13 protein-coding genes are annotated in these 12,694 nt (G+C 62.1%); 2 read left to right on the forward strand and 11 right to left on the reverse strand.

Features of this window, described 5'->3' with window-relative positions:
- Positions 1–168: 168 nt before the first annotated feature.
- The 3 genes from QF039_RS15880 to QF039_RS15890 form a co-directional block, all read right to left on the reverse strand.
- Positions 169–537, reverse strand: a complete 369-nt coding sequence (locus QF039_RS15880) for a lysozyme inhibitor LprI family protein (protein WP_102605896.1) — start codon at positions 535–537, stop codon at positions 169–171.
- 12 nt (positions 538–549) lie between these two features.
- The gene (locus QF039_RS15885) at positions 550–1,740 is read right to left on the reverse strand and encodes a sugar transporter (RefSeq protein ID WP_003207980.1); all 1,191 of its coding nucleotides are present in this window, start codon (positions 1,738–1,740) and stop codon (positions 550–552) included.
- A gap of 88 nt (positions 1,741–1,828) precedes the next feature.
- On the reverse strand, positions 1,829–2,827 hold the full coding sequence (locus QF039_RS15890; RefSeq protein WP_087694198.1) for a bile acid:sodium symporter family protein: 999 nt from the start codon (positions 2,825–2,827) through the stop codon (positions 1,829–1,831).
- An 85-nt stretch (positions 2,828–2,912) separates the two neighbouring features.
- Between QF039_RS15890 and QF039_RS15895 the strand changes: the two genes are divergently transcribed.
- On the forward strand, positions 2,913–3,701 hold the full coding sequence (locus tag QF039_RS15895; RefSeq protein WP_003207977.1) for a helix-turn-helix domain-containing protein: 789 nt from the start codon (positions 2,913–2,915) through the stop codon (positions 3,699–3,701).
- Between the two features lie 235 nt (positions 3,702–3,936).
- Here QF039_RS15895 and QF039_RS15900 read toward each other — a convergent pair whose 3' ends face one another.
- From QF039_RS15900 to QF039_RS15930, 7 genes are all read right to left on the reverse strand, one after another.
- Positions 3,937–5,172, reverse strand: a complete 1,236-nt coding sequence (locus QF039_RS15900) for a Zn-dependent hydrolase (RefSeq protein ID WP_307519384.1) — start codon at positions 5,170–5,172, stop codon at positions 3,937–3,939.
- Positions 5,169–5,660, reverse strand: a complete 492-nt coding sequence (locus tag QF039_RS15905; protein WP_010173377.1) for an L-2-amino-thiazoline-4-carboxylic acid hydrolase — start codon at positions 5,658–5,660, stop codon at positions 5,169–5,171. Before QF039_RS15905 ends, QF039_RS15900 begins: the two co-directional genes overlap by 4 nt.
- A gap of 31 nt (positions 5,661–5,691) precedes the next feature.
- Entirely contained in the window at positions 5,692–6,831 is a 1,140-nt protein-coding gene (locus tag QF039_RS15910) for a branched-chain amino acid ABC transporter substrate-binding protein (protein ID WP_307519387.1), read from the reverse strand.
- Positions 6,832–6,897: 66 nt separating this feature from the next.
- Positions 6,898–7,614: an ABC transporter ATP-binding protein gene (locus QF039_RS15915; RefSeq protein WP_008436935.1), complete on the reverse strand. Its 717-nt coding sequence runs from the start codon at positions 7,612–7,614 to the stop codon at positions 6,898–6,900.
- On the reverse strand, positions 7,607–8,380 hold the full coding sequence (locus QF039_RS15920) for an ABC transporter ATP-binding protein (RefSeq protein ID WP_177019454.1): 774 nt from the start codon (positions 8,378–8,380) through the stop codon (positions 7,607–7,609). The genes QF039_RS15915 and QF039_RS15920 overlap by 8 nt, the downstream gene beginning before the upstream one ends.
- Positions 8,377–9,462, reverse strand: a complete 1,086-nt coding sequence (locus QF039_RS15925) for an ABC transporter ATP-binding protein (RefSeq protein ID WP_087694203.1) — start codon at positions 9,460–9,462, stop codon at positions 8,377–8,379. Before QF039_RS15925 ends, QF039_RS15920 begins: the two co-directional genes overlap by 4 nt.
- The gene (locus QF039_RS15930) at positions 9,459–10,406 is read right to left on the reverse strand and encodes a branched-chain amino acid ABC transporter permease (protein ID WP_008436930.1); all 948 of its coding nucleotides are present in this window, start codon (positions 10,404–10,406) and stop codon (positions 9,459–9,461) included. Before QF039_RS15930 ends, QF039_RS15925 begins: the two co-directional genes overlap by 4 nt.
- Before the next feature lie 172 nt (positions 10,407–10,578).
- On the opposite strand from QF039_RS15930, the gene QF039_RS15935 reads away from it, so the two are divergent.
- Complete coding sequence (locus tag QF039_RS15935; protein ID WP_178966669.1) at positions 10,579–11,478, forward strand: LysR substrate-binding domain-containing protein; 900 nt, start codon at positions 10,579–10,581, stop codon at positions 11,476–11,478.
- A gap of 137 nt (positions 11,479–11,615) precedes the next feature.
- Here the strand turns inward: QF039_RS15935 and QF039_RS15940 are convergent, their stop codons facing one another.
- Positions 11,616–12,617, reverse strand: a complete 1,002-nt coding sequence (locus QF039_RS15940) for an ABC transporter substrate-binding protein (protein WP_177008270.1) — start codon at positions 12,615–12,617, stop codon at positions 11,616–11,618.
- Between the last annotated feature and the right edge of the window lie 77 nt (positions 12,618–12,694).

Genomic DNA, 12,694 nt, shown 5'->3' on the forward strand with positions numbered 1-12,694 from the left:
GTAACGCGAATACCTGAATCGAACCTCACCGGTCTCGTAGGGAATTTCCGCTATGTGTAACGCGTTTGGTTTTTCGTCCATGGCAAACCTGCTGCGGTGTGTTGATGTGCTTTCAGACTCTGTTGAGAAAACTGACTTTAGCCGGCGTTGTACCTTTATGCCCGTTATTCAGAACGGCCCCTTCGTCATCACCCGCTCATCAATAAAGCTACGCAACATCGCAATCCGCTGCGTATAGGCTTTGCTCAGGCAACTGACTTGGGCGCCGCACGTATGCCGTTGCTTGAGCCACACAGCCTGATCATCCATCAACGAACCGCGCCCGCCCATGGCCATGAAGTGCCGGTTGAGGTCATAAAGCAGCGCCATGGTCACGTCCTGATCATTGAGGGAGCGCGTGGCACAGATGGTTTTCTCGTCAGGCGCCTTCGCCCGGTCACAGTCAAAACTGGCCGCCAGGCTCACAGGGCTGAGCCACAACACGGAAAACCCGGCGAGCACTGCGAATACCGCCGGTTTAATCAAACGAACTGCCATGAAAATTACCTCCTACAGAGGGCTACGCGCCACACCCTGCCCAAACCGATAAATCGCCAGGCAATACCCAATCAACGCCACCGCTGCCAGCAACCCGCCCGCCGCGCCGATCCAGGCAAAACCAAAGTGGCTGCCCACCCAACTGCCCATCAACGCCCCACCACCAATGCCGATGTTGTAGATTCCGGAAAACATCGCCATCGCCACATCCGTGGCATCCGGCGCCAGCACCAGTACCTTCGATTGCAACGCCAGGCCAAAACCCATGATGGCCATGCCCCAGAACACACTCAGGGTCACCAGGTACGACACCTCGCCACTCAACGGCAGCAACAACGCCAGGCACAGCGCCAGGATAGTCACCGCGCTGATCAGGAACCGGTGCGGATTAAAGCGATGCACCAGGCTGAACAACAACGAGCCAATGATCCCCGCGCCGCCAAACACCAGCAGGATCAGGGTCACCGTATTGCCACTCATACCGGCAACACCTTCAACAAACGGCTCAACATAACTGTAGGCAGTGAACTGCGCCGTCACCACCATCGCCGTCAGCACATACAACGCCACCAGCGCCGGGCGCTTGAACAACAGCGGCAAGCTGCGCAGCGAACCGGAGTTCTGGCTCGGCAGCAGCGGCAAGGTGCGCGCCAGCCAGAACACCAGCCCGGCGGCAAACGCGCCGATCACCAGGAAGGTGGTGCGCCAGCCCATGGCTTCGCCCAGCAAGCGGCCCAGCGGAATACCCAGAACCATCGCCAGGGAAGTACCGGTAGCCAGCAACCCAAGGGCCTGCACCTGCTTGCCCTCCGGCGCCAAACGCACCGCGAGGGAGGCAGTAATCGACCAGAACAACGCATGGGACAGGGCAATGCCGACCCGGCTGAGCATCAGGATGCCAAAGCTGGTGGCCACGCTGGACAGGATATGGCTGGCGATAAACATGCCGAACAGCACGATCAGCAGCTTGCGCCGCTCGACGTTACGGGTCAGCAGCATCACCGGCAGCGAGGTCAGGGACACGATCCAGGCATAGATGGTCAGCATCAGGCCGACGCTGGCGATGGGCATGTCGAAGCTCGCGCCGATGGCACTCAGCAGGCCGACCGGTACAAATTCGGTGGTATTGAAAACGAAAGCGGCCAACGCGAGAGCGAAGACCGGTTGCCAGTTGGCTTGAGGTGTTGCGGCGGAAATGCTCATTTACAGGTCGTCGTACTCGTTTGCGCGCAGATCAAGCCGGCCCGATGCCGGGCCTTGAGCCGCGCGCAAAAAATAGTAACACGACGATTCAGGGATCGACTTGCCCCATCAGCTCGGGAATCGACTCAGGACGCTTGGCATAGCGCTGGGCCAGCGCCGCGCAGACCATCAACTGGATCTGGTGAAACAGCATCAGCGGCAAGATCAGCACCCCCATGCTCGCCCCGGCAAACAACACCTGGGCCATCGGCACACCGGTGGCCAGGCTTTTCTTCGAGCCGCAGAACAGGATGGTGATCCGGTCTTCCTGGCTGAAGCCAAAAGCCTTGCCCAGCACCGTGGACGCCACCAGTACCAGCGCCAGCAACACACAGCACGCCACCACCAGGCCACCCAGTTCCCACAACGGAATCTGGTGCCAGATGCCTTCGTTGACCGCTTCGCTGAAGGCGCCGTAGACCACCAGCAAAATCGACCCCTGGTCGACGAACTTCAGCCAGGATTTGTTACGCCCTACCCACTCGCCGATCCAGCGACGGGCGATTTGCCCGGCGATGAACGGTAGCAACAATTGAACACTGATTTTCAGGATCGCATCGACGGTGGAGCCGCCATCGCCATGCACATTCAGCAGCAACGTCACCAGCAATGGCGTCAGGAAGATCCCGAACAGGCTCGACGCCGCCGCGCTGCAAATCGCCGCCGGGATATTGCCCCGGGCCAGCGAGGTAAAGGCAATCGCCGACTGCACGGTGGCGGGCAACGCACACAAATAGAGCATGCCCATGTACAGGTCTTTACCGATCAGCGGCGACAACACCGGCTTGAGCGCCAGGCCCAGCAACGGAAACAGCACGAAGGTCAGGCTGAACACCAGCAGGTGCAAGCGCCAATGACCCGCACCGGCAACAATGGCCTGGCGCGACAGTTTCGCGCCGTGCAGGAAAAACAGCAGCGCGATGGCCAGGTTGGTCACCCAGCCAAAGGCCACGGCGGTCTGGCCGCTGGCGGGCAGCAGGGACGCGAGGATCACCGTGGCCACCAGGGTCAGGGTGAAGTTGTCAGGTAAAAAGCGTGGACGGGTCATAGGCCAATCTTCCAGGGGTTGCCAAGAGCATCGTCGCGACTCTAACGTAACGGCTTGTTACCGACTAACGCCAATGAGCCAGTAAATGCCGCCAAAAGGACATGACAAAACCGTGCGCCGCAGCGTGCCCGGGCTTTCCAGCCTGCCCAGGCCGGTGTATGGCCGCACCGAATCCCTGCCCAACCGCGCGCTGACCCGCCGCCATAGTCACCCGTGGGTGCAGTTGTCCTACGCAATATCCGGGGTGCTGGAGATCCAGACCAGCGTAGGACGCTTCGTCGCGCCACCCCAGCGGGCCGTGTGGATACCGGCCGGCATGCCACACCGGGTGTTCAGTTCGCCCCATACCGAGATGCGCAGCCTGTACCTCGATTGCAGCGTCACCGCCTGGGCGGCCGACCGCTGCCAGGTGCTGGCGGTGAGCAGCCTGTTGCGCGAGTTGATTCGCAGCTTCAGCGAATTGCCGGTGGAATACGCCGAGGATGGCCCGGATGGACGGCTGGCCCAAGTGGTGCTGGACCAACTGGCCGCCGCGCCCCAGGTCGACCTGATGTTGCCGCTGCCCGCCGACAGCCGCTTGCGGCAGATTTACCGCAGCCTGAACCTGCACCCGGAGCAGCAAACCACCCTGGGGCAGTGGAGCCAGAAACTGGCGGTCAGCGAGAAAACCCTCAGCCGGCTGTTCCTGAGCGACACCGGCCTGACCTTTCGCGCATGGCGCCAGCGCCTGCGATTGTTGAGCGCCCTGCCCGCCCTGGAACAAGGCGAACGCGTGACCGATGTGGCGCTGGCCTGCGGCTACGAATCCACCTCGGCCTTCATCAACGCCTTCCGCCAGCAGTTCGACGCCACACCGGGCGAGTTCTTCCGCTGATCATCAGACAAAGAAGCTCCGGAGCGAAAACTGGATTTCCTATGGGAACTGGTTCCCCTGTGGGAACTCGCCCCCCCCTGTGGAAACTCGGTCCCCTGTGAGAGCTGTCGAGCTTTAGCGAGGCTGCGATGGCGGCCTGACTGTCGACATCTCTATTGCCTGACAGGGCCTCATCGCAGCCTCGCTAAAGCTCGACAGCTCCCACAGGGAATCCAGTTGAACAGTTAAACCTCGCTCACGCCTGCGCCTTGGCCAACACCGCCTGCAACAACACATCCGCCCCCGCCGTCGACCACTGCGGATGAATCTCCTCCGCCTCGTTATGGCTCAGCCCCTCCACACACGGCACAAAAATCATCGCCGTCGGCGCCACCCGGTTCAGGTAGCAGGCATCATGCCCGGCCCCGGAAATCATGGCGCGATGGCTATACCCCAACGCTTGCGCCGAAGCCCGCACCACCTCCACACACCCAGGGTCGAAGGCAATCGGCGCGTACTGGAAGATCTGCTTCACGCTGTGCTGCAAACCAATCCCCTCGGCAATCAGCGCCACTGCCGCCTGCAACTGCTGATCCTGATACCCCAGCACCGCTTCATCCGGATGCCGAAACTCCACACTGAAAAACACCCGGCCCGGCACCACGTTGCGTGAATTGGGGAAGATGTTCGCCATGCCCACCGTCGCCCGCCCTTCGGCGCCCTGTTCCAGGCCAATCTGATTGACTGCCTCCACCACCCGGGCAAACCCGAGCAACGCATCCAGCCGGTGATCCATCGGCGTCGTCCCGGCATGGGCGCTTCGCCCGCTCAGTTCCACTTCATACCAGCGCTGGCCCTGGGCGCCGGTGACCACACCGATGGTCAGGCCCAGTGCCTCAAGAATCGGCCCCTGTTCGATATGCAGCTCAAACGCCGCATGCACCGCCTGGCCACCCACCGGATGCGCACCGGCATAACCAATCTGCTGCAACGCCTGGCCGATGGTGATCCCGGCCTTATCTTCCCGGGACAGGCCGTACTCCAGGTCAAACACCCCGGCATACACCCCCGAGGAAATCATCGCCGGCGCAAACCGCGAGCCTTCTTCGTTGGTCCAGTTCACCACTTCGATTGGCCGCTCGGTCTCGATCCCCAGGTCATTCAAGGTGCGCACCACCTCCAGCCCGGCCAGCACGCCGTAGATACCGTCGTACTTGCCGCCCGCCGGCTGGGAATCGCCATGGGAACCGGTCAACACCGGGGCCAGGTGATCCTGGCGCCCGGCGCGACGGGCAAAGATATTGCCCATGGCATCCACCCGAATGCTGCAACCGGCCGCTTCGCACCATTGCACAAACAGGTCGCGACCACGGCGGTCCTCATCCGTGAGGGCCAGGCGCGAGACCCCGCCCTTTTCGGTGCCGCCGATCTGCGCCATTTCCATCAGCGAGCCCCACAGGCGCTCGCCATTGACCCGCGCCAAGTCGTTCATGAACGCGGCTCCTGGGGTTTGGCCCGGTAGCGGAAGTCACAGTGATGGGCACCGCCCATGATGGTCTGGGTGCGGGTCAGCTTGATGTCCGGGTTGTAGCCGACGATAAACAGTTCGTCGCGGTTGCAGGACAGCAGGTGACCGATCTCGCCCAGGCCCATCTCGTGGTACATCTCGGCATAGCGGCAGCGCTTCACGTCATAGTCGTAGTGCTCGGCGTCGCTGGCGATGATCTCGACCTTCAGCGCATCGTCCTTTTCCCAGAGCACTTGCAGCTCGACAAAGCTCTTGAGGTCGGCGCCCTGCTCTTCCAGCTCGGCAAAGTGCTTGCCGGCCTGGATCGCTGCATTGCCCACCGCCTCGCCGATCACCGCCGCCGCAAAGTCCTTGCCCTGCTCGCGCACCAGGATCTCGTAGATCGGCTTGATGATTTCGGCTTCGATCCGCCGCCGGGCCAGGATGCCCAGTTCACCTTCCAGCTTGCTCATTGTGTGCCTCCGTCAGCTCCACAGAATTCGTTTACTTGCCGCCCGCCACACTCACTGGCTGCCACTGATTGCCCTTGACCTGATACACGGTGAACGACGGCTTCTTCAAATTGCCCTCGGTATCAAACGCAATGGTCCCGGTCACGCCCTGATAGCTGATGGCGCGCAGCACCGGCAGGTACTTTTGCGGGTCCACCGAGTCGGCCTTCTCGATCGCCGCCACCAACACCCCGACACCGTCATAGGCAAACGGCGCGTGCAGTTCGATCGGCGCCTTGTAGCGATCCTTGTAAGCCTGCTCGAACGCCTTGCCACCCGGCATCTGCGCCACCGCCAGGCCCGGCTCCAGGGCAATCACGCCCTCGCCTTCGTTCTGCGCCAGTTGCAGGAAGGTCTGGCTGACAAACCCACCGGCCCCCATCAGCGGTGCCTTGATGCCCAGTTGCTTGATACGCCTGGCCAAAGGCGCGGCCTGGGAATCGACGCCACCAAAGAAAATCAGGTCCGGGTTCTGGCTGCGGATATTGGTCAGCACTGCGCTGAAATCGATGGTCTTGTCGTCGACGTATTCACGAGACACCACCTTGGCGCCACCGGCCTCGATGGATTTGACGAACTGGTCCGCCAGGCCCTGGCCGAATGCGGTGCGGTCGTCGATCACCGCAATGCGCCGGGCCTTGAGGGTGTTCAAAGCATAGTCGCCGGCCACCTGGCCGCCATCGTCGTCATGGCCCATGATCCGGAAGCTGGTATCGAAGCCCTGCTGGGTATACGCGTGCCCGGTAGCAACCGGGGCGACTTGCGCGATACCTGCATCGTGATAAACCCGCGCCGCCGGAATGCTGGTGCCGGTGTTCCAGTGGCCGACCACACCCACCACGCCTTCGTCCACCAGGCGCTGGGCCACGGTGACGGCGGTGCGCGGGTCGGACTGGTCGTCCTCGGACAGCAGCTTGAAGGTCACCGCCTCACCGTTGATTTTCGGGTGTTTGGCGTTGGCCGCGTCGATGGCCAGTTGCGCGCCGTTTTCCAGGTCCTTGCCGATCCGCGCCGACGGGCCGGTCAACGGCCCGGCCAGGCCGATCAATACGGTCTGGTCGGCGTGGGCCATGGCACTCGCCAGGCTGCTCAAGGCCAGGCCGATCACTAGGGTGTGCTTGAAAGTCTTCATCAGTGGTTCCTGTTTCTTTACGGGCTGGTCGGAACACGCCGGGCGTCCGGTAGCGTCAGGGTTGATTCATTCACCGAGGTAGGCACTGCGCACCTCGGGGTGGTCGAGCAATTCATGGGACGGGCCAGTGAGGCTGATGCGCCCGGTGTCCATCACATAGGCACGGTCGGTGACCTGCAGCGCGAGCCGGGCGTTCTGCTCCACCAGCAGCAGGGTCATGCCCTGGCGGCACACGTCGTCGATCACCTGGAAGATCTTCTCCACCATGATCGGCGCCAGGCCCATGGACGGTTCGTCCAGCACCAGCAAGCGCGGCTTGGAGAGCAGCGCCCGGGCCAGCGCGAGCATCTGTTGCTCGCCACCGGAGAGCAGGCCGGCGGACTGCTGCAGGCGCTCCTCCAGACGCGGGAAGTGCTCGAACAACTGGCGGATCTCGCGGTTCACCTGCTCGGTGTCACGACGCAGGAAGGCCCCGGCCTGGAGGTTTTCCAGGACGCTCATGCGCGCAAAGATCCCGCGCCCTTCCGGTACCATCGCAATGCCCTGGCGCAGCAATTGGTCCGGCGCCTGGCCGAGGATCGAACGCCCGGCGAAGTGAATCTGCCCCGCCGCTGCCGGCAGCAATCCGGTCAGGGCCTTGAGGCTGGAGGTCTTGCCGGCACCGTTGGCACCGATCAACGTCACTCGCTCGCCTTCGCCGATGTGTAAATCCAGGGACTTGACCGCTTCGATGGCGCCGTAGCGCACCTGCAAGCCGTCGACTTTCAATAAAGGTTCAGACATGGGCGCTGGCTCCCAGATAGGCCTGGATCACGGCCGGGTCGCGGCGCACTTCGGCGGGCGCGCCCACGGCGATCACCTGGCCGTAATCGAGCACGCTGATGCGGTCGCACACCCCCATCACCAGCTTCACGTCATGCTCGATCAGCAGCAGCGTGTGGCCGTCGTCGCGGATCTTTTCCAGCAGGCCGCGCAGCTGCACTTTCTCGGCAGCGTTCATCCCGGCCGCCGGCTCGTCGAGGGCCAGCAAACGTGGTTCAGTGGCCAGGGCCCGGGCGATTTCCAGGCGGCGTTGGTGGCCGTAGGACAGGCTGTCGGCGCGGTAATTGGCGAACCCCGCCAGCCCGACATACGCCAACAGGCGATGGGCATGGGCGCGGGTTTGCGCTTCCTCCTCCCGGGCTCGACGATGGCGACTCAAGGCGGCCCACACGCCATTGCGGGTGCGCACATGGCGGCCGACCATGACGTTTTCCAGCGCGCTCATGGTGTTGAACAGGCGGATATTCTGGAAGGTCCGGGCGATGCCAGCCTGGGCCACCTGGTGCACGCTGGCCGGCTTGTAGTCCTCGCCGTCGAGCCGGAAGCGCCCGGAATCCGGGGTATACAGGCCGGTCATCACGTTGAAGAAGGTGGTTTTACCGGCGCCATTGGGGCCGATCAAGCCATAGATCTCCCCAGGCTGGATGCTCAGGCTCACGTCGGTGAGCGCCGCCACGCCGCCGAAGCGCTTGTTCACCTGGTCAATCTGCAACAGCGGCTGATTCATCGCGCCACTCCTTTTGGCCACAGGCCTGCCGGTCGATAGAGCATCGCCAGGATCAGCGCGAGCCCGTAGAACAACTGACGAATGATTTCCGGGTCCACCAGCACCTGGCCGAACAGCGCCTGCTGCAACGGGCCCATGCTCGCGCGCAAGGCTTCGGGCAACGCCGCCAGCAATACGCAGCCGAGAATCACACCGGGGATATGGCCCATGCCGCCGAGCACCACCATCGCCAGCACCGCGATGGACTCATTGAGAGTGAAGGACTCCGGCGAGACAAAGCCCTGGAACGAGGCGAACAACGCCCCGCTCACGCCGCCAAACCCGGCACCAATGGCGAACGCCAACAGCTTCAAGCGCAGGGTGTTGACGCCCATGGCCTGGGCCGCTTCCTCATCTTCACGAATCGCCACCCAGGCCCGCCCGATGCGCGAACGCTCCAGGCGAATGCAGGCAAACAGGATCAGCACCACCAGCGCGGCGAACAGGTAGTAGTACAGATAGACCGAAGGCAGGCGCAGGCCGAACAGCTCCTGGGTGCGCCCGAGGTTGATCCCCAGCAGGTTGACCGGGTCGACCTGGGAAATACCTTTGGGCCCGTTGGTGATGTTCACCGGGCGATCCAGGTTGCGCAGCAATATGCGGATGATTTCACCAAAGCCCAGGGTCACGATGGCCAGGTAATCGCCGCGCAGGCGCAAGGTCGGTGCGCCCAACAACACGCCAAAGCCCGCCGCCAGCAACGCGGCCAAGGGCAGGATCAACCAGATCGAGGTGTGCATGCCCGCCGGCAGCAGCGCCATCAGCGCCGGGAATTGCTGCAACAGATGCGGCGATGACAGCAATGCGGCGAGGTACGCGCCCACTGCGTAGAACGCGATAAAACCCATGTCCAGCAGCCCGGCGTAACCCACGACGATGTTCAGGCCCAGGGCCAGCATGATGTACAGCAACGCGAAATCGAGGGTGCGCACCCAGGTATTGCCGCCGGCATGCCCGACAATCCACGGCGCCAGCACCAGCGCCACGGCGAACAATACAAGGCCAAAGCTGGCGCGCTGGCGGGAGGTATTCAGGACACTCATGCGCGGGTCGCCAGTCGTTCGCCCAACAGCCCCGAAGGACGAAACACCAGCACCGCGATCAACACGATAAAGGCAAACACATCCTGGTAATTGCTGCCGAACACACCCTGGGTGGCAGCGCCCAGGTAGCCGGTACCCAGGGCCTCGATCAACCCCAGCAGCAGGCCGCCAAGCATCGCGCCCTTGAGGTTGCCGATGCCGCCCAATACGGCCGCGGTAAACGCCTTGATGCCCGGCAGGAAACCCATGTAGAAATGCGCGCTGCCGTAGTTGCTCGCCATCATGATCCCGGCCAATGCCGCCAGGGCGCCGCCAATGGCAAAGGTCAGCACGATGATGCGATTCGGGTTGATGCCCATCAGGCTCGCCACCTGCGGGTTCTCGGCCACGGCGCGCATGGCCCGACCAAAGCGTGTGCGTTCCACCAGCACCAGCAGCGCGACCATTACCGACAGTGCGACGGCAATGGTGGTCAGGGCGGTAGCGTTGGTGATCGCCGGATGCGCCGAAGCTCCCGCGAGCACTTCAATCGGTTCCAGCGGCAGCAGTTGCGGGAACATCTGCGGGTTACGCGTCCACACCAACATGGCGACGGTTTGCAGCAACAACGACACCCCGATGCCGCTGATCAATGGCGCCAGGCGCGGCGCATTGCGCAGGCGCCGATAAGCGACCCGTTCAATCAGCACCGCGAGTACCGCGCAGAACGCCATGGCAATCACAGTGGCTGCCAGCAGCACCAGCACCGGCGGCATCGCCGGCCATGTCACCTGCAACAGGCGAATCACCGAGAGGCCCACCAAAGCGCCAATCATCAACACATCGCCATGGGCAAAGTTGATGATCCGCAAAATGCCGTAGACCATGGTGTAACCCAAGGCCACTAGCGCGTAGAGACTGCCCGTCATCAAACCATTGAGCAGCTGCTGGATAAACGCATCCATGGAAACCATCGACCTCACTACTGACGAGGGCGGCACACTAAGCATCTATTCTGTTTTTATCAAATATCAGAAATTCATATGGTTATGCCAAACGCATAAAGCGCTATAACCGCCATAAATACGGCATTTATGGCTCTTTATTTGCCATCTCACTTAGTATTTAATTCAACACATGAATAATTTAGAACAGTTAGCCAATGACCCGCCGTTGCGTGCCGTGCGCACCTTCGAAGCGTTTGCCCGCCACGGCGGAGTGAATTCCGCCGCCCGCGAGCTGGACGTGTCGCCCTCCGCCGTCAGCCATCAATTGCACCTGCTGGAAAGCTTTCTGCAGCAACCGCTGACCTTGCGCCAGGGCCGCAACCTGGTGCTCACCGAAGAAGGCCGCGAGTACTACCGCGCAATTCGCTCGGCCTTCGCCGTACTGCGCAGCGCCACCGAACACGTGCGGGAAAAAAGCGCCACACGCCAGGTCACCATCAGCCTGATCCCGCTGTTCGGCATCAACCTGTTCATCCCGCGCCTGGCACAGTTCCTCAAGGACCACCCGGCGCTGGACATCAACGTCACCTACGCCAACCACCGCAGCTACCCCAGCGACGCTGCCGATTTATCGATCCGCTTCGGCACCGGGCACTGGCCGGGGTACCACAGCGAGCCGCTGATTTCCGGGGCGGTGACGCCGTATTGCAGCCGCGCATTCCTGGAGCAACACGGGCCGATCGACACACCTGAGGCGCTGAGTGAATTACCGCTGTTGCACGACGAAGAACGCGGCACCTGGAGCCAATGGTTCCAGGCCGCCGACGTGCATCACGGGACCGCGTTGAATGGTTTGCTGCTGGAGGATGGTCAGTTGGCGCTGACGGCCACGCTGACCGGATTGGGCTGCTCACTGCTGCGCGCGCCACTGGTGGCGCCGCATGTGGCAAATGGGGAGTTGGTGAAGCTGTTTGATCTACAGGTCGATGATGGCCGCCAGTACTACCTGTGCCGGCGGGCCAACAGCGAGTTGTCGAGCGAGGGGAATCACTTGTACGACTGGATCAAGAGCAACCTGGCGGGGAATTGAAAACACCGCAGATCCAATGTGGGAGCGGGCTTGCTCGCGAATGCGGTGGTTCAGCCAGCACATGTATCGACTGACCCACCGCATTCGCGAGCAAGCCCGCTCCCACATTTTTGTGTGCGTTTCAATTCAGAATGGAGTCAGCTGCCGTTCCCGCCATGCGCCTCTTCAAAGAAGTAATCCTTCCAGCTCCCCGCCTTGTTCTTCAACACGCCCAACTCCTGCAATTTCTCGGCGTAGATATAGGTACGCTGCGGCACGATGGTGAAGTCGATTTCCGGGTCCTGGACAATCTTCTCCACCAGCGCCAGCGGTAGCTTCGACTGCTCTACACGAATGTAAGCCTGGGCGGCTGCCGGCTTGTCGGCCTTGATGATTGTCTCGGCCTCGGCCAACGCGTCATAGAACGCCTTGTAGGTCTTGGGGTTCTCGTCGTGGAATTTCTCGGTGGTGTACAGCACATTGAACGTCGCCGGGCCGCCGAGAATGTCGTAGGAACTCAGCACCTTGTGCACCTTGGGATTCAACAACTCCTGGTACTGGAACGGCGGGCTGGAAAAGTGCGCGTTGATCTCCGAACCGCCAGCAATCAGCGCCGCAGTGGCGTCCGGATGCGCCAGGCTGATGGAGATATCGTCGAACTTCTTGTAGTTGTCGTTCCCGAACTGCTTGGCGGTTTCAATCTGCAAGGTACGCGACTGGAAACCCACGCCCGCTGCCGGTACGGCGATGCGGTCTTTTTCGCCGAAGTCCTTGAGGGTCTTCACATCCGGGTTATTGGTCAGCAGGTAGTTGGGCATCGAGCCCAGCGAGGCGATGGCCTTGACGTTCTGCTTGCCCTTGGTGCGGTCCCACAGCGTCAGCATCGGCGGCACACCTGCCGACACCACGTCCAGCGCGCCGGCCAGCAGCGACTCGTTCATCGCGGTGGCGCCGGAGATACTGTTCCACTCCACCTTGATGTCCAGGCCCTGTTCCTTGCCGTGTTTCTCGATCAGGTTCTGGTCACGAACCACATCGAGGATCAAGTAGCCGATGCCGAATTGCTGGGCGATGCTGATCTTGCCTTCGGCGTGTGCACCAAGGCTGAGGAGCGCACTGGCTGCTGCCAGGAGCGTCAGGGTGGGTCGTTTTATTATCATGAGAACGCTGCCGCGAGGTTGAGAAGGGTTGCGAGCGTAGCGGCCCACGTACAGTGCGAAAAAGAATATCGCGATCT

This window comes from Pseudomonas sp. W2I6, assembly GCF_030815935.1.
GTDB lineage: Bacteria > Pseudomonadota > Gammaproteobacteria > Pseudomonadales > Pseudomonadaceae > Aquipseudomonas.

Excerpts from the sequence above, each read along its gene's own strand:
- QF039_RS15880 (WP_102605896.1), bottom strand. The coding sequence starts at position 537 with ATGGCAGTTCGTTTGATTAAACCGGCGGTATTCGCAGTGCTCGCCGGG.
- QF039_RS15885 (WP_003207980.1), bottom strand. The coding sequence starts at position 1,740 with ATGAGCATTTCCGCCGCAACACCTCAAGCCAACTGGCAACCGGTCTTC.
- QF039_RS15890 (WP_087694198.1), bottom strand. The coding sequence starts at position 2,827 with ATGACCCGTCCACGCTTTTTACCTGACAACTTCACCCTGACCCTGGTG.
- QF039_RS15895 (WP_003207977.1), top strand. The coding sequence starts at position 2,913 with ATGCCGCCAAAAGGACATGACAAAACCGTGCGCCGCAGCGTGCCCGGG.
- QF039_RS15900 (WP_307519384.1), bottom strand. The coding sequence starts at position 5,172 with ATGAACGACTTGGCGCGGGTCAATGGCGAGCGCCTGTGGGGCTCGCTG.
- QF039_RS15905 (WP_010173377.1), bottom strand. The coding sequence starts at position 5,660 with ATGAGCAAGCTGGAAGGTGAACTGGGCATCCTGGCCCGGCGGCGGATC.
- QF039_RS15910 (WP_307519387.1), bottom strand. The coding sequence starts at position 6,831 with ATGAAGACTTTCAAGCACACCCTAGTGATCGGCCTGGCCTTGAGCAGC.
- QF039_RS15915 (WP_008436935.1), bottom strand. The coding sequence starts at position 7,614 with ATGTCTGAACCTTTATTGAAAGTCGACGGCTTGCAGGTGCGCTACGGC.
- QF039_RS15920 (WP_177019454.1), bottom strand. The coding sequence starts at position 8,380 with ATGAATCAGCCGCTGTTGCAGATTGACCAGGTGAACAAGCGCTTCGGC.
- QF039_RS15925 (WP_087694203.1), bottom strand. The coding sequence starts at position 9,462 with ATGAGTGTCCTGAATACCTCCCGCCAGCGCGCCAGCTTTGGCCTTGTA.
- QF039_RS15930 (WP_008436930.1), bottom strand. The coding sequence starts at position 10,406 with ATGGATGCGTTTATCCAGCAGCTGCTCAATGGTTTGATGACGGGCAGT.
- QF039_RS15935 (WP_178966669.1), top strand. The coding sequence starts at position 10,579 with ATGAATAATTTAGAACAGTTAGCCAATGACCCGCCGTTGCGTGCCGTG.
- QF039_RS15940 (WP_177008270.1), bottom strand. The coding sequence starts at position 12,617 with ATGATAATAAAACGACCCACCCTGACGCTCCTGGCAGCAGCCAGTGCG.